This is a genomic window from Microcoleus sp. B6-A1 (assembly GCF_036705085.1).
Lineage (GTDB): Bacteria > Cyanobacteriota > Cyanobacteriia > Cyanobacteriales > Microcoleaceae > Microcoleus.
On the sequence record NZ_JAUBTU010000009.1, the window covers coordinates 82,516 to 98,721 of the forward strand.

13 protein-coding genes are annotated in these 16,206 nt (G+C 44.6%); 6 read left to right on the top strand and 7 right to left on the bottom strand.

Features of this window, described 5'->3' with window-relative positions; genetic code table 11:
• Window positions 1–174: 174 nt before the first annotated feature.
• Entirely contained in the window at window positions 175–405 is a 231-nt protein-coding gene (locus QUB11_RS05225) for a photosystem II protein, Psb35-related (RefSeq protein ID WP_333205969.1), read from the bottom strand.
• A gap of 425 nt (window positions 406–830) precedes the next feature.
• Between QUB11_RS05225 and treS the strand changes: the two genes are divergently transcribed.
• A complete protein-coding gene (gene treS, locus QUB11_RS05230) occupies window positions 831–4,214 on the top strand; it encodes a maltose alpha-D-glucosyltransferase (RefSeq protein WP_333205970.1) in 3,384 nt (1,127 codons plus the stop codon).
• A 324-nt stretch (window positions 4,215–4,538) separates the two neighbouring features.
• On the opposite strand, the gene QUB11_RS05235 is transcribed toward treS, so the two are convergent.
• Window positions 4,539–4,859: a 2Fe-2S iron-sulfur cluster-binding protein gene (locus QUB11_RS05235; protein ID WP_333205971.1), complete on the bottom strand. Its 321-nt coding sequence runs from the start codon at window positions 4,857–4,859 to the stop codon at window positions 4,539–4,541.
• Window positions 4,860–4,971: 112 nt separating this feature from the next.
• Entirely contained in the window at window positions 4,972–5,619 is a 648-nt protein-coding gene (locus QUB11_RS05240) for a sigma-70 family RNA polymerase sigma factor (protein ID WP_333205972.1), read from the bottom strand.
• Window positions 5,620–5,842: 223 nt separating this feature from the next.
• Here QUB11_RS05240 and QUB11_RS05245 point away from each other — a divergent pair, with 223 nt between their 5' ends.
• Window positions 5,843–6,592, top strand: a complete 750-nt coding sequence (locus QUB11_RS05245; RefSeq protein WP_333205973.1) for a phage Gp37/Gp68 family protein — start codon at window positions 5,843–5,845, stop codon at window positions 6,590–6,592.
• A gap of 42 nt (window positions 6,593–6,634) precedes the next feature.
• On the opposite strand, the gene tcmP is transcribed toward QUB11_RS05245, so the two are convergent.
• From tcmP to QUB11_RS05260, 3 genes are all read right to left on the bottom strand, one after another.
• Window positions 6,635–7,933, bottom strand: a complete 1,299-nt coding sequence (tcmP, locus tag QUB11_RS05250; protein ID WP_333205974.1) for a three-Cys-motif partner protein TcmP — start codon at window positions 7,931–7,933, stop codon at window positions 6,635–6,637.
• Between the two features lie 101 nt (window positions 7,934–8,034).
• A complete protein-coding gene (locus tag QUB11_RS05255; protein ID WP_333206002.1) occupies window positions 8,035–11,760 on the bottom strand; it encodes a hydantoinase B/oxoprolinase family protein in 3,726 nt (1,241 codons plus the stop codon).
• Between the two features lie 232 nt (window positions 11,761–11,992).
• Complete coding sequence (locus QUB11_RS05260) at window positions 11,993–12,862, bottom strand: M20/M25/M40 family metallo-hydrolase (RefSeq protein WP_333205976.1); 870 nt, start codon at window positions 12,860–12,862, stop codon at window positions 11,993–11,995.
• 73 nt (window positions 12,863–12,935) lie between these two features.
• On the opposite strand from QUB11_RS05260, the gene QUB11_RS05265 reads away from it, so the two are divergent.
• The 3 genes from QUB11_RS05265 to QUB11_RS05275 all read left to right on the top strand — a co-directional run bounded on the left by QUB11_RS05265 (window position 12,936) and on the right by QUB11_RS05275 (window position 14,509).
• On the top strand, window positions 12,936–13,550 hold the full coding sequence (locus tag QUB11_RS05265; RefSeq protein ID WP_333205977.1) for a hypothetical protein: 615 nt from the start codon (window positions 12,936–12,938) through the stop codon (window positions 13,548–13,550).
• A gap of 243 nt (window positions 13,551–13,793) precedes the next feature.
• Window positions 13,794–14,093: a hypothetical protein gene (locus tag QUB11_RS05270; RefSeq protein WP_333037391.1), complete on the top strand. Its 300-nt coding sequence runs from the start codon at window positions 13,794–13,796 to the stop codon at window positions 14,091–14,093.
• Window positions 14,090–14,509, top strand: a complete 420-nt coding sequence (locus QUB11_RS05275) for a PIN domain-containing protein (protein ID WP_333205978.1) — start codon at window positions 14,090–14,092, stop codon at window positions 14,507–14,509. Before QUB11_RS05270 ends, QUB11_RS05275 begins: the two co-directional genes overlap by 4 nt.
• A gap of 13 nt (window positions 14,510–14,522) precedes the next feature.
• On the opposite strand, the gene QUB11_RS05280 is transcribed toward QUB11_RS05275, so the two are convergent.
• Window positions 14,523–15,596: a DMT family transporter gene (locus tag QUB11_RS05280; RefSeq protein WP_333205979.1), complete on the bottom strand. Its 1,074-nt coding sequence runs from the start codon at window positions 15,594–15,596 to the stop codon at window positions 14,523–14,525.
• A gap of 138 nt (window positions 15,597–15,734) precedes the next feature.
• Between QUB11_RS05280 and QUB11_RS05285 the strand changes: the two genes are divergently transcribed.
• The gene (locus QUB11_RS05285; RefSeq protein WP_333205980.1) at window positions 15,735–16,196 is read left to right on the top strand and encodes a hypothetical protein; all 462 of its coding nucleotides are present in this window, start codon (window positions 15,735–15,737) and stop codon (window positions 16,194–16,196) included.
• Window positions 16,197–16,206: the final 10 nt, after the last annotated feature.

A 16,206-nucleotide genomic window follows, 5' to 3' on the forward strand; every position in this document is an offset into this window, starting at 1 on the left:
TAGGAACAGGCAAGATGCCTGTTCCACAAACCATCAATTTTCTTGTGGAACAGGCATCCTGCCTGTAATTCAAAAATTAAGAACAGGCAAGATGCCTGTTGCACAAAAAATAAATCTGCTTGTGCAACAGGCATCTTGCCTGTTCTTGAAAATAGTCAAGCCTGCTACTTAATATTACGAATTGCTCATCGTGCGGCTGCCATAGGCATCCATGCTGTAGGCAGGAACGCGAACGCGGTAATCAATTTCTGTTCCCGTCACTGATTTTGCCAGTTGTTCAAAAGATTCATCGTTCCAATTCCGCTCGTGGATGGGCTTTGACTGTTCGCCCAGGAAATATGCTTGAGTGCCAATTAATGCTGCTGCGACCCAACCGACGATTAAAAGAGAGATTACAATAGCCATATTTGCTTTTTCCTTAACTTTTGTTGCTTTATGTAAACTAATGTAACGAAAATTAGTAATCAACGTCAAGGTACTGTAATGTCGTGGGAACCGTCCGGCAGGTAGTAAATACCGCACCTTTGACGGAACCGGGAGAGGGGAAGAAGGGGAGAGAGCGAGAGTATGTAGGGTGGGCACCGCGCATCGGTAGCTAGCACAGTACCCGGATTGTGAACTGTATCCGAAATAGCAAAACAGATTGTTGAGATTTTATAGTTAAGAAATTATAAGTTTTGCGTTAATAAATTACGATTAAAAGTCTGCCGCTGGCATGAGGAATAGCGACCCAATTATAAGTTATGATTTATCAGTTTGGATGGGAACTAACAAATCCCAATTACCAAATTTTAAGTACAAATTACCAATGACCAATTATCGCTACAATCATGCCAAACTCCATGTTAAATGACGACCCCTTGTGGTTCAAAGACGCGATTATTTACGAAGTACCAGTTCGGGCTTTTGCCGACAGCAATGCAGACGGCATTGGCGACTTTAGAGGACTGACAGAAAAACTGGATTACCTGCAAAACTTGGGAGTAACAGCAATTTGGGTACTGCCATTTTTTCCCTCGCCGCTTCGAGACGACGGCTACGATACATCTCACTATACTACCGTCAACCCGATTTACGGCACATTAGATGACTTTAAAGACCTTTTAGAAGCAGCCCACCAACGGGGAATTAGGGTCATTATTGAGTTAATTGTTAACCACACTTCCGACCAGCACGCTTGGTTTCAGCGAGCGCGCAGGGCCCCGAAAGGCAGTAACGAAAGAGATTTTTATGTGTGGAGCGACACGCCGGAAAAATATCAAGATGCTCGGATTATTTTCCAAGATTTTGAAACATCTAATTGGGCTTGGGATGCGGTAGCAAAAGCTTATTACTGGCACCGTTTTTATTCGCACCAACCAGATTTGAATTACGACAATCCGGCAGTCCGCCAAGCCATCTTAGATGTGGTAGATTTCTGGTTGGCACTGGGAGTAGACGGACTGCGGATGGATGCGGTGCCTTACCTGTACGAGCGCGAAGGTACTAATTGCGAAAACCTGCCAGAAACTCACGTATTCCTGAAGCAATTGCGGAAGCACGTAGATGAGAAATTCCCGAACCGGATGCTGCTGGCTGAGGCGAATCAGTGGCCGGAGGATGCAGTTGAATATTACGCGGCTGGGGATGAATGTCACATGAACTTTCATTTTCCACTGATGCCGCGTTTATTTATGGCTTTGCATATGGAAGATAGCTTCCCAATTAGCGACATTCTCCAGCAAACTCCGCATATTCCCAATAATTGTCAGTGGGCATTATTTTTGCGGAATCATGATGAATTGACGCTGGAAATGGTGAGTGATGAAGACCGAGATTATATGTATCGGGTTTACGCTCAAGACACTCAGGCGAGAATTAATTTGGGCATCCGCCGCCGTTTGGCTCCTTTGATGGGAAATAACCGCCGCCGTATCGAGTTGATGAATGCTTTGCTGCTGTCTCTTCCGGGTACGCCGGTGCTTTACTACGGCGATGAAATTGGCATGGGAGACAATATCTATTTGGGCGATCGCAATGGGGTGAGAACTCCGATGCAGTGGAGTGGCGATCGCAATGCTGGTTTTAGCCGCGCGAACCCCCAGCGACTTTACGCACCGCCAATTGTTGACCCTGAATATCACTACGAATCTGTTAACGTGGACGCGCAGCGGGCGAATCCGAGTTCTCTGTGGTGGTGGATGAAACGCCTGATTGCAATTAGGCAGCGCTTCCAAGCATTCGGCCGCGGAACTTGCGAGTTTCTGTCCCCCGAAAACCGCAAAGTTTTAGCTTTTGTGCGGACTTATCAAGACGAACACATCCTCGTCGTCGCTAATTTGTCGCGGTTCGTGCAGACGGCAGAATTAGACCTTTCGCCCTTTAAAGGTGCGGTTCCGGTGGAGATTTTCGGCCGCACTGAGTTTCCGGCGGTTGGCGAATCCCCTTACTTTTTGAGCTTGAGTCCTCACACGTTTTACTGGTTTACTCTTACTGTTAAACACGAAGATTTTTCGCTGCACGGTGTTCCCACAGACTTGCCTACTTTGGCGGTGATAGGCAATTGGAAAACTGCTTTCGCTACAACTCAGTTAAGCGATATGCTGCTTAATATTTTGCCGGGATACTTGCGGCGCAATCGCTGGTTTAGCGGTACGGATCGGACAATTCAATCTTTAGAAATAAGTGAGATTGTATCGGTTGAATGTAAAGATAGTGCGGGGGAGCAATCTCAAGTTTACATTCTGTTCTTGCAGTTGAATTATACTGAAGGTATGCCGGAAACTTACGTTTTGCCTTTAGGTTGGGAAGAGATTAAAGGCGATGTGGACGATCGGGCGATCGCGCGCCTGCACTTCCCAGAAACCAAAAAGGAAATCGGGGTACTATTTGATGCTGCTGGGGAGAAAGGTTTTCTGAGCGCGCTGCTGGGAGCGATCGCCAATTCTCGCAGTTACAGAGGTGTTGCAGGTCAACTGCTAGGAATTGCCGACCGTGCATTCAACTCCGAACAAGATTTATCGCAGCTCGATCCTCACCTGTTCAAAAAAGAACAAAGCAATACATCCGCAGGTTACGGGGACCGCTTCGTCCTGAAAATTTTGCGAAAAATCGAGGAAGGAATCAACCCCGAATTAGAAATCGGACGCTTTTTAACAGAGCGCAACTCGATCCAACACTACGCTCCAATTGCCGGAGCATTGGAATATCACACACCAGCAAAACAAGTCCTTACAGTCGGAATCCTACAAAAATTAATCCCCGACAGCGTAGATGCTTGGTCTTATACATTAGACACGCTGCGCGACTATTTCGAGCAAGTAATGACAGTAGAAGCAAAGCATTCCAGCGAGAATTTATCTACTGCCCCCGAAAATTATTTGCCGAACGCTTTGACCGGACAAACCCCGCGGCAGCAAAACTCGCTAGTAGCCGATTTATCCCTAGAAATTCCGGCATTAGCTCGCGAACTCATCGGCTCTTACTTAGCATCAGCAGAACTTTTAGGTCAGCGGACAGCCGAACTTCACCTCGCTTTAGCTTCTGACATAGAAAATCCCGCTTTTGCCCCAGAAAGCTTTACCTCGTTTTACCAGCGTTCCATCTATCAATACATGAGAAATCTGGCAGGAAGAACTTTGCTGGAGCTAAAAAAACGGATGTCCAAACTGCCGCCAGAAATACAAAAATCGGCGCAAAAGCTGCTCAACCGCGAAGATTTGCTCATGGAACGTTTCAAGTCTATTTTGAACTTGAGAATCACCGCCGATAGAATTCGGTGTCACGGGGACTTTCATTTCGGGCAAGTTCTTTATACAGGCAAAGACTTCGTAATTATTGATTTCGGAGGAGAACGCGATCGACCCTTAAGCGAGCGGCGGATGAAGAGGTCGCCCCTGCGAGATGTTGCAGGAATGCTGCAATCTATAAGTTACGCTGTTACTTTGGCACTCCGCAATGAAGTAGAAAGTGGCATGATTCGCCCTGAAAATCTCCCGGAGATGCAGCAGTGGGCGAACGTTTGGCACCGCTGGGTCAGCCTAACTTTTGTCAAGAGTTATTTGGCGACTGCCGCCGATGCAAGTTTCTTGCCCAAATCTATACCGGAACTACAAGTTTTGCTGGATGCTTACATTTTGGAAAAAGCGGTTGCCGAGCTAGCCTACGAACTCAATTACCGCTTAGATTTCGCGGAAATTCCGCTTCAGCGGATTCTACAATTGCTGAATTTATAAGGGTGGGTTTATCTATACTCGTTAGGGTGCGTGGCTTTCTAGTTCCTCAATTAACAGCGAGATGCTGGAAAGTCACGCACCTTACATGACACCAAATCTGGTTTGATAAGGATTTGAGATCATGTCCGATCGAGTGACCGCGATGAAAAGGGCGGGTTTTTGAGATTGTCAATTATGGGCAGATATTTTTTGTTAACCCGCCCCTACCGTATTAGGGGTAATCGACGGGACATAATATGACTGGCGAATATAATTCGCTCTTCTACAAAGAAATTTCGCGCCCAGCGAGGCTAGAATAAAAGATGGTAAAAAACTGATTTTCTATTACTTAAAATAAAGAGCAGCTTGATATAAAACTTGTTCTTGATGCGTTAACAAAGTGCAGTCAGAAAGCGGGTAAGCCACACAAGTAACAGCGTAGCCAGCTTGCAATTCTGAGGGCTTCAAAAACTTTTGTTCGCTTTGGTCGATTTCACCGCTCAGCAGTTTGGCAACGCAAGCAGAACACTCTCCTTGCTTGCATCCATTCGGCAAGCGGATGCCGGCATCTTCTGCCATATCTAAGATATACTGGTCGTCTGGTACTGCGATCGTGCGATCGAGGGCGATCGCCTCATTCACCAACCGAACTTGATAAACTGCCATTTTTTCCTTATTCCTCGCGAAAGGGCGGGTTTACGATGCTGTTAGTCCTAGCAAATATTTCGGGTAAAACCCGCCCGTACAACTAGAAAGGGCGGATTTATATCGTGTATATCTAGACAAGTGCTTCTTGATAATCGAGATTTTCATCTAGATAAATAGCCCGAATATCCTCCGGCAAATTTGATTCTAAAGTTTGATATCCTTTTTGGAGCAAAGCCTTTACCTGAGCGGGCGAAATAGCTTCGCCTTCTGCTTGCAAATAAGCTGCAATTCGAGTTTCGCTCCAGCGGAAAGTCTGAGCCATCAACACCACTAAACGCGGCAGCGGCGCTAACAATTCTAAGGCTTGTTTGACGTAACACCACAGGGGAGGCGGAGCCGATTGCAAAGAATAGTGAATCGACTCAACAGGGGGCAATTCAGCTTGATTTATGCAGACTGCGGTGACATTAATCAGCCAGTTTTGGAGACTGAGATTTCCGCCATCAGACTCTTGGATTTCGCGGCGCAAATCGAGGCCTCGGAGTTCGTGATAGATGTGCAGCCAAGTGTGGGCAAACAGGTAATCGCCTTGTACGGGCGATCGTACCGAATGGCGAATCAGGGAGTGTACAATTTGAGCGTAGCGGCAAAAAATCGCCGTGAAGAACCTACCTTGATCTGGATGGTTTTGAAACAGAGTCAATAATTCCTGGTCGCTGTGGTGAAACAGGGATTTGACCACAGGATGGTTGAATTCGGAAAAATTAGGTGTTTGCACAATTGTTCTGGAATAGCTTGGAGAATAAATGCGGGTGCAGCCCGATTCTACAACACGATATACATTTGATGCAAGTGCTGAAAAATTATGTTGATAATTAAGTCAATTAATTCTATAATAGAATTGTAGGTGATGCTGGATCAATCTAAAGTGATACATATAAACTCTATATATTCAGCACACCTAAAAAGATAATTTGTTGTTTCAATGGTAAGGTTTTTGTATGTCTAGCATTAATACTGGTATCGAATGGTGCGATCGGACATGGAATCCCACAACAGGTTGCGATAAAGTCAGTCCCGGCTGCACTCATTGTTATGCAGAAGCATTAACAAAACGGTTTCATACTAATTTCCCTAATGGGTTTACTTTAACAGAACACCCAAAGCGTTTGAACGAACCTAGGGGTTGGCGAAAGCCTAGTCGCATCTTTGTTAATTCAATGAGCGATTTGTTCCATGAAGATGTTTCTCTTGATTTTTTGAAACAAGTCTTTAATGTAATGCGTGAAACTCCTCACCACATTTATCAAATCCTTACCAAGCGAGATAAACGTTTAGTAGAGTTAGCCCCTCAACTTGAATGGTCTGATAATATTTGGATGGGCGTGTCTGTTGAGAATCAAAATTATGTTCATCGTGTGGATTCTTTGCGACAAGTCAATGCAAAGGTACGCTTTTTATCCTGTGAACCACTTTTAGGGCCGTTACAGCTTGATTTAACAGGAATTCACTGGGTAATAGTTGGTGGAGAGTCGGGACAAAAACACCGTCCAATGCAACCAGAATGGGCACAAAGTATTCGGGATCAGTGTCAGGATGCTGAAGTCGCGTTTTTCTTCAAGCAATGGGGAGGTAGAACACCTAAAGCTGCTGGGAGACTTCTCGATGATAAAATTTGGGATGAGATGCCAAAAGCTGAGAATAAACAGAGACAAAAATTGCTTCGGTGCTCGAAGATAAATAAATGCTAGTAACAGAGGCTAAATTATTACAACTAAAATTTAATAATCATATTATTCTACTATTTTTAGCAAACTATTTAGTGTGTAAGGCTTTTTAGAACCAGGTTTTTGTATCTCTAACATCCCTTCTTGATACAGTGAACCGAGAATATCGTTGTAATGCTGAGTTCTTTTTAAACAACCCAAATCATTCAATTTTAAAATAATATGAGTAATTACATCTTCAAAAGATTTCCATTCAGATTTGATTTCACGCAAGATTTGGATAGATTGTGTTTTAATTATAGCGATGCGTCTTTTCTGTTCGGCTTCCCATTCTTTATCAAGAAATTTTTCAATTCCTTGATAATTATCTTGAAAAAATAATAATTTATCTTCATCACAAACAAAATCATTCAGAAAATGACCAAATGCTTTTTCAGGATGATTGCTGCCGACTACAATACTGTATTGAGGTCTGACATCATTATAAGTTTCCTTAATTTCAAAGCTAGTTACACCTCTAAAACCTCCTTCTTTTCTCATTCTTTCCTTGAAGTATTCCAGCGCCCACCTTTCAAATTTTTGAGGCTCATTTTTTAGTTCCAGCCACTTGGGTTTCCACTCTATATCAGAATTAACACCTAGAAGCGTAGTCAAATTTTTCATATAACTCTCGGCAGTTTTTTGTTCTTTAGAATCAGCATAGGTAGTTTTGTACTGCCCAGCATTACGAGCTACTTGTATATTGTGAAAAAGCAAAAATACTTCGCCCTTATACTGACTTACATAATTTCCTATCTCACATATATTATCGAAATTCATTCCTTTAACAGCAAAGGTATCAAGAAAAAATAAGGTAGGATAGTTTTCTAAGTCTGTCATTAGCTCAGGAAAAGCAACCTCAAATGTTTGAGGTTTATATATTTTATATGACAATCCCTCACCTACAGTTTCACAATTTTTACGGAGCTTTATATTGAAATCACGCTTAGATTCTATAAAAAAACATTTTAAATTTACCCGCTTCTCTTCTCGGAATAGTTTAGCGCATTTAAGAGCTATCAAGGGTGAACCATCAGTATTTTCAAAATCATGTTCATACTTACTTGACCAAAATTTGGAATTGTTTACAAAATCTTCAATACCTATTCCTTCTGTATATTTTCCTATTCCTGCGAACCCATCGACATAATTTAAAGACTCTGATTGATAAGCTTTATTACCGCCCAGATTGTAACAATAAGACTGAATATACCTCAGCATAATCCGATGTTTAGCTGCTGACCATGACCGTTTTCGAGTAAAGTAATTTTCTGGGTTATTTGGTTCTTCAGGAAACAGAGAAAATGATAATTGTACACCTTCCATTTTCACCCCCGCGCTATTATAGACTGTAGTTGAATTTATTTTCTCAACACAGTGTAGCCGAAAAACCGAGAGAGGTCAACATTTGAAAACGTAAAGCCCTCTTAACTTTTTATACAACAACCATATCCTCCGCCCCCCGGAGTCTCAATGACAAACACATCCCCCGACAGCATTTCCACAGTCGCCGTACTTCCCAACTCCTCAACATTTCCATCAAATCTCTCAACATAATTCCGCCCAACTTTTCCCGCTTCCCCCCCATTCAAACCGTAGGGAGAAATCACCCGCCGCCCCGATAAAATTCCCGCCGTCATCGCCTCCCGAAACCGTACTCGCCGCACCACTCCATTACCGCCGCGATGAGATCCATTCCCCCCACTATTAGCCCGAATTGCAAAACTTTCTAACAACACCGGAAACCGCCATTCTAATACTTCTGGGTCAGTTAAACGCGAATTAGTCATGTGAGTTTGAACCGCATCCGTACCATCAAAACTTGCACCCGCACCCGCACCGCCGCAAATAGTTTCATAATATTGATAGCGCTGATTCCCAAAGGTAAAATTATTCATAGTTCCCTGAGAAGCAGCCATCACTCCCAAAGCACAATACAAAGCATCGGTAATATTCTGCGATGTTTCCACATTCCCGGCAACTACCGCCGCCGGATAGCGAGGATTCAGCATACAGCCTTCGGGATTGATGATTTCGAGAGGTTTTAAACAGCCCGCATTTAGAGGAATATCGTCATCTACCAAGGTGCGGAAAACATACAAAACAGCGGCTTTGCCCACGGCTGCAGGAGCATTAAAATTGTTGGTTTGTTGACCAGAAGTGCCAGTAAAATCTATTTTTGCACTGCGCGCAGATTTGTCAATTGTAATCGCTACCTTAATTTGTCCGCCACTATCCATCGGATAAGTAAATTCGCCATCACTCAAAACCTCAATTACCCGCCGCACCGACTCTTCCGCATTGTCTTGTACGAAGCCCATATAAGCTTGCACAGTCTCTAATCCATAATGTTCTACCATCTTGAGCAGCTCTTCTGCGCCGCGCTTGTTAGCAGCAATTTGTGCTTGCAAATCGGCTATATTTTGAGCGGAATTGCGAACAGGAAAATTCCCCGATGTCAGAATTTCTAGTAATTCTTTTTCTCGAAAATCGCCCTCGCTTACTAACAGAAAATTGTCAAGCAATACACCTTCTTCAGTTACTGTTGTACTGTTAGGAGGCATAGAACCGGGAGTAATGCCGCCGATGTCGGCGTGGTGTCCTCGCGAGGCAACATAAAACAAAGGAAGAGAGCAATCACGATCGCATACTGGAGTAATAACGGTGATATCTGGTAAATGCGTGCCGCCGTTGTAGGGATTGTTAGAAACATAAACATCGCCCGGTTGAATCGCATTGCCTTGTGCTAAAATTAAAGCTTCAACGCTTTCGCTCATCGAGCCCAGATGTACGGGAATGTGCGGCGCGTTGGCCACTAATTGCCCGTTTTGGTCGAAAATTGCACAGGAAAAGTCGAGGCGTTCTTTGATGTTGACGGAGGAACTTGTGTTTTGCAATGTGACGCCCATTTGTTCCGCGATCGCCCGAAACAAATTATTAAATATTTCCAGCAAAACCGGATCTGATTTAACCGCAGATAAACGCGAATGAACGCGGATATTATCTGCGTCCATCTGCGTGCATCTGCGGTTCAAAATTAAATCATTATTTTCGGTGATTTCCCCTTCCCAGCCCGGTTCTATGATATTAGTTCCCGTAGCTTCAACAATCATAGCAGGGCCTTCTATGCAGTCGTGCGATCGCAAATCATCTCTCCGATAAACAGGCGTTTCCCGCCACCCGCCAGCAACATACATTTGCACGGTTGAAATTGGTTGCACAGGCAAGATGCCCGTGCCACCAGAGGGGGAAATTTTGGATGCTTCCGGCACATCCATTCTTTCTACAACTTCCACCGAAACCGCTTCCACAATCAGCGGTTTTTCGGGCATAATAAAACTGTAACGCTGTCGGTGTGCTGATTCAAATTCAGCCTGCATGACCTCAATATTGTCAGCAAAATCTACCGCCAAAACCGAGTCACTTCCCTGATATTTTAAGCGCAGCTTCCTAACAACTAAAACCTCTGGCTCATTCTCTGCGTTCTCTGCGCCTCGGCGGTTCAATTCCCTCTTTCCCTCAGCCTCCAATTCGGCTAAAATATCATGCAAATCAGGTAATAATTCTGCATTTAATTGTTGCTCGATCGCCCTTTCGCGAATAGCCCGCACATCAGCCAAACCCATACCGTAAGCGGACAACACACCCGCATAAGGGTGAATAAATACCCGTTTCATCCCCAAAGCATCGGCGATCGCACAAGCGTGTTGGCCGCCCGCACCGCCGAAACAGCACAATGTATACTCCGAAACATCGTAACCGCGCTGAAGCGAGATTTTTTTGACAGCATTTGCCATCTTTTCCACAGCGATCGCCAAAAAACCCTCCGCCACCTGTTCCGCCGTCCTCTCGCCCCCAATTTCCCCCGCTAATTGCCCAAATTTTTGCTTTACTACGTCAGGGGCGATCGGCAAATCTCCATTCAATCCAAATACTTTCGGGAAAAAATCCGGTTGAATTTTCCCCAACATCACATTGCAATCAGTAACCGTCAAAGGGCCGCCTTTGCGATAGCAAGCAGGCCCAGGATTGGCCCCTGCAGACTCCGGCCCGACGCGGTAGCGAGCCCCGTCAAAAAAGACAATTGAACCGCCGCCGGCTGCTACAGTGTGAATTGCCATCACGGGCGATCGCAATCTCACCCCAGCAATTTCCGTCTCAAATTCGCGTTCGTATTCGCCGTTAAAATGGGCAACATCTGTCGAAGTTCCGCCCATATCAAAGGTAATAATTTTATCAAAACCTGCCTTTTTGCTCGTTTGAACTGCACCGACAATTCCCCCAGCAGGCCCGGATAAAATACTGTTTTTTCCTTGAAATTGTGCGGCGTCCACTAAGCCGCCGTTCGATTGCATAAACATTAATTGGGGGGGCGGGGAGGGCGAGGAGGATGAGGGCGGGCACGGGGAGGAGGAGGAGGGCGGGCACGGGGGCACCGCCCCTACAGATAATTGACTGGTTACTTGTTCGACGTATCGACGTAAAATCGGAGATAAATAAGCATCGACAACCGCAGTATCTCCCCGCGAAACTAATTTCATCAGCGGGCTGACTTCGTGAGATACTGAAATTTGAGTAAAGCCAATTTCTTTGGCTATTTTAGCAACTTGTTTTTCGTGTTCCGAGTAGCGGTAGCCGTGCATGAATACGATCGCACAACTGCGAATTCCCTCATCGTATGCTTGCTGCAAAGACGGGATAAAGTCGGGATTGACAGCAGTTAACTCCTCACCTTGAGCACTGTAGCGTTCGGCAACTTCAATAACTCGATCGTACAGCATCTGGGGCAAGACAATGTGACGCGCGAAAATATTCGGGCGGTTTTGATAGCCAATTCTCAGCGCATCGCCGAAACCTTTAGTAATTAACAGAATTGTGCGATCGCCCTTTCGTTCCAGCAAAGCATTTGTCGCCACCGTCGTCCCCATTTTAATCGCTTCAATTTGTGCAGCGGGTATGGGAACATCTGCAGCAATTCCCAAAATATCGCGAATTCCTTGAACTGCGGCGTCGGTGTAGCGTTCCGGGTTTTCCGACAGCAGCTTGTGAATGACTAATTTACCGTCGGGGCTGTTGGCGACAATATCGGTAAAAGTGCCACCGCGATCGATCCAAAATTGCCAGCGAGTGCGATCGTCAAAAACAGCATTCATATCATTATCCATCATAAATGTTAATCAGCCTTTTATGGGCGGGCAGGATGCCCACCCCACAATACAATTTATCTCTTGTGGAACAGGCATCTTGCCTGTTCTCGATCATAAATGTTAATCAGCCTTTTATGGGCGGGCAGGATGCCCACCCCACAATACAATTTATCTCTTGTGGAACAGGCATCTTGCCTGTTCTCGATCGAGGTACAAAATGTCAGTTCAAATAAAATTCCTATAAATGTCGAATAGCCTCAATCAATCCCTGACAAACACCAGCCAGAAAATCCAAATCCAAAGTCTCAATCCTATCGCTTTCTCGATGATAATGCGGATTTCGCATATTAGCAGTATCAGTCACCATAATAGCCGGATAAGCATTATCCCAAAAAGGAACATGATCGCTGCGGCGAGTATCAGGCACAATTACACCTCGATTCGGCACCGGCAACCACTCGCAGGGCTGACCCGATTTGCGAATTTTGCCACTCAAATTAATCAAATCGGGAACCGTCCGCAAAGTGCCAATTAAAGCAATAAAATTGCCCCTATTTGGATAAAAATATTTCAAGCCAGCGGGATAGCTTTGAGAATTAGGATTATGGTTGCAATAACCCAACATTTCCAAAGAAATCATTAACCGGATTGACTTTTGCTGTTGCTTGTATTTAGCTGCATGATGACTGCTTCCGAAACAACCGTATTCTTCCATATCGAAGGCTACTAATTGCACTGGATATTTGAGCGGCGCAGATGCGAGATCCCTTGCGATTTCCAGCAAAACAGCCACACCAGTAGCATTATCATCGGCCCCAGGTGTTCCGGGTACAGTATCGTAATGAGCACCAATTACGATCGGCTTTTCTTGCTGATTTTCTTGCTTCCCCCCCTTCGCAAGGGGGGGACTGAGGGGGGGTAAATCCAAGATAAAATTGTGATGAATTCGCCCGCGCACCGCAAAATCGTCAATTTCTACAGTTCCCCACTGTGCCAACTGTTCGCGGATGTATTGCTGGGCATAAAAATGCCCTTGGGATGCGAGGTATGGATTGCGATCGCGTACAATTTGAATCAGATGGCTGTGCAAGCGTTCTTTGAGATCCATGCAGTCTGCTACACAATGAGTACAATCAAATTATATTCTGTTTAATCTTGGAAATTATAGGAAGACCAGAAAAATGCCTTACAGCGATTTTAGTTTAGAAAAAGTCAAGCGAACTTTTGAACTAACCACTTCAGAAACAGTCGATTTATTCGGAAATGTACCCGACTTAGAATGCAGCCCACTCTTGACAGAAATTCTCCGTTATAATGTACCTTTAGCCCTTGCCAGCAACAGCGAAAAAGCGCGGTCTGAAATGATTATATCCCCAATTTTAATCGACCTCAGAAGGCAGTTAAACGAACGAATTAACTTGTTTTCGGGAATAGAGTTTGACGTGGATAGCGAAAGGGGATTAAATGGGATTTGCGATTTTATTATCAGCCATTCACCAGAAATACTATTTGTCAGCGCTCCCGTAATTACCCTTGTGGAAGCTAAAAAAGAAAATATCACCGCTGGCTTGGGACAATGCGTAGCGGAAATGTTAGCAGCTAGGATATTTAATGAACGTGCAGGCAATGAAGTTTCAACAATTTACGGGGCAGTGACAACTGGGAGTATTTGGAAATTTATGAAATTAGAAGCAAGTGTAATTAGTATCGATCTGACTGAATATTACCTCAAAGATGTGAATAAAATTTTGGGGATTTTAGCAATGGGGCTGGTTTCGCGAACAGTTGACGCTTGAGGGCGATCGGCAGTAAAATTCACTTATTTCAAAATAATTATAGAACCTCAATAAATGCGATCTGCGGACTTCCTAATTTTTTTTAATATGATTAGTTTTGGAGTTGTTACAGAGTGACTTACTGACCCGATTGTTATTGAGAATATTTTATCTGAATATTTCAATATTCCAGATGTTGAAGAGCATTGGTAATGAAGCAAGTTATTATGTCATATAATAGAAACATAGTTATCGGAGATTACCATGCAAGCATACAAACTTAGAGGTAAAATCGATGCAACTGGCAACTTGGTAGTTGTGGAACCCGTGAATATGCCACCGGGAGATGTGGAAATCATCGTTTTGCAGCTAGCTGACACGGTTAAACAAGCCAGCGCTTCAGAAAGTGCGATCGCACCTGAAACACCTAAAAAAAAGTTTAAAACTAGGGTGAAGGCATTTCAAGGTTTATTCGATCGAGATGCTGTACCGGAACCGCTGGATTTTGACGATCCAGACAAACAAGCAAAATGGGAATATTTAAAGGAGAAACATAACCTGTGAAAGTCTTGAGAGACACCAATATAATAGTAGATGTTGCGCTCGATCGAGAACCTTTCTTTGCCGAGAGCGATCGCATTTTAACTTTTGTTGAAGAAGGCCAAATTCAAGGCTATGTTTCTGCCTCAACTTTTAGTGACCTTTACTATATCATTCGCCGAGACAAAGGTCGCGATTGGACACTTGAGTTTTTGAGGCAGTTAGCTACATTTTGTCAAGTCGCAACAGTAGATAACTCTGTTATTTCAATGGCATTAACTTGCAACTTCAAAGATTTTGAAGATGCGATTCAGTACAGCACTGCTGTCATCAATCGAATTGATGCCATTGTCACCCGCAACCCGCGAGATTTTCCGGTTACTACTCCTAGGATTGTAACTCCAAATCAGTTAATTCAAGAATTAACCAATGCTCCCTAAATTTCTCAAAGCGCTAAACTTCTGATTCCAATTCGCTAACCCGCAACTGCACGGGTAATTCTACAGAATTCAACTCAGACGACTCTAACAATCCTGTTGCTTCAACTTCTGCACCCGCTTCAACGTGCCGCACTTTTCGCAATTTCTCACCCAAAGTATCCCGCTGATTAATCAAATAAATACTCACCAAAGTCAGCCCAACTCCCATCGATTGCAGCGGATTCAGCACTTCGCCCAAGAACAAATTGCCGAATAGCAAAGCAAATACAGGCGTAAGAAAGGTAAGAGAACTTAAACTTGTTAGACTGCCACTAGAAGCAAAATAAAAGAATAAACCGTAGGCGATCGCACTTCCGAACACAGTAGAATAACCTAACGCCATCCAGCCGGAAAAATCGATATTCACAAACTGTTCGGACTCAGTTGCAGCCGAAATTGCCAACAGCGGCAAACCGCCCAAAATCATGTGCCAACCAGTCGCCACCACCGGATCAACATAACGGCAAACCCAGCGCACCAAAACCGTACCCACAGCCATCGACAAAGCAGCCAACAGCATCAACCATTCTCCACCCTGAAACAACTGTTCGATACCCGCAGAAACCTGCCTGTTTTCAGGATGAAAAAGCCCCAAAATCCAGCCATCGGGCAACCCGATTAAACTGATGCCCGCAACGCCAATAACTAATCCCAACCAGCCCCAAAAACCAATTTTTTCTTGAAACAGCCACAAACACAAAATCGCCACTGCTAGCGGTTGAGAATCAATCATCACCGAACCCAAACCCGCACCGGTTCTCGCCAAACCTTCGGCTAAAAAGCCTTGAAACAAAGTAGCGTCAACCAAAGCAAACAGCGAAATCCACAGCCAAGCTTTCCAACCCTGCGGCTGCGGTTTTCCCATGAATGCCGCCGCCAGCAGCACCAACACACCCGCAGGTACTAAACGCACGAAGGCCACAAACAGCGGCGTTGTGTGCGGCATCACCCCTTTCATCGCTACCATCGCGGTTCCCCACAGGAAAAACGGCGCAATTAGCAACAGCGGGGCAAAAGGCAGTTTTGAATCGGTAAGTTTTAGCTGCATGGCGGAGACTCCAAATAATTGATGAGATTGATTCTCGTGGGGATGATGTAGTTTTGTTAAGCAATTTTTACAATTATATATTGGTGTTGGGTTAAGTGCGATCGCACAAATCTTGATCGGCCATTAGGAATAGGCAAGATGCCTGTTCCACAAAATCAAGGTGGAACAGGCATCTTGCCTGTTGCGGCAATCTGGAACAGGCAAGATGCCTGTTCCACAATCGAGAATTTTCTTGTGGAACAGGCATCTTGCCTGTTGCGGCCATTAGGAACAGGCAAGATGCCTGTTCCACAATCGAGCAATTTCTTGTGGAACAGGCATCTTGCCTGTTGCGGCAATTATGAACAGGCAAGATGCCTGTTCCACAATCAAGCAATTTCTTGTGCAACAGGCATCTTGCCTGTTGCCGCCAATCTGGAACAGGCAAGATGCCTGTTCCACAATCAAGCAATTTCTTGTGCAACAGGCATCTTGCCTGTTGCCAACAATCTGGAACAGGCAAGATGCCTGTTCCACAATCAAGCAATTTCTTGTGCAACAGGCATCTTGCCTGTTGCGAACACAAGCACAACATCTACCCCGATGAATAAGGCACACTAGAAGTTAGCTA

What these genes read in the sequence shown, in the direction of transcription:
- QUB11_RS05225 (WP_333205969.1), bottom strand. Translation starts at nt 405, where the DNA reads ATGGCTATTGTAATCTCTCTTTTAATCGTCGGTTGGGTCGCAGCAGCA.
- treS (WP_333205970.1), top strand. Translation starts at nt 831, where the DNA reads ATGCCAAACTCCATGTTAAATGACGACCCCTTGTGGTTCAAAGACGCG.
- QUB11_RS05235 (WP_333205971.1), bottom strand. Translation starts at nt 4,859, where the DNA reads ATGGCAGTTTATCAAGTTCGGTTGGTGAATGAGGCGATCGCCCTCGAT.
- QUB11_RS05245 (WP_333205973.1), top strand. Translation starts at nt 5,843, where the DNA reads ATGTCTAGCATTAATACTGGTATCGAATGGTGCGATCGGACATGGAAT.
- tcmP (WP_333205974.1), bottom strand. Translation starts at nt 7,933, where the DNA reads ATGGAAGGTGTACAATTATCATTTTCTCTGTTTCCTGAAGAACCAAAT.
- QUB11_RS05255 (WP_333206002.1), bottom strand. Translation starts at nt 11,760, where the DNA reads ATGAATGCTGTTTTTGACGATCGCACTCGCTGGCAATTTTGGATCGAT.
- QUB11_RS05260 (WP_333205976.1), bottom strand. Translation starts at nt 12,862, where the DNA reads ATGGATCTCAAAGAACGCTTGCACAGCCATCTGATTCAAATTGTACGC.
- QUB11_RS05265 (WP_333205977.1), top strand. Translation starts at nt 12,936, where the DNA reads ATGCCTTACAGCGATTTTAGTTTAGAAAAAGTCAAGCGAACTTTTGAA.
- QUB11_RS05270 (WP_333037391.1), top strand. Translation starts at nt 13,794, where the DNA reads ATGCAAGCATACAAACTTAGAGGTAAAATCGATGCAACTGGCAACTTG.
- QUB11_RS05280 (WP_333205979.1), bottom strand. Translation starts at nt 15,596, where the DNA reads ATGCAGCTAAAACTTACCGATTCAAAACTGCCTTTTGCCCCGCTGTTG.
- QUB11_RS05285 (WP_333205980.1), top strand. Translation starts at nt 15,735, where the DNA reads ATGCCTGTTCCACAAAATCAAGGTGGAACAGGCATCTTGCCTGTTGCG.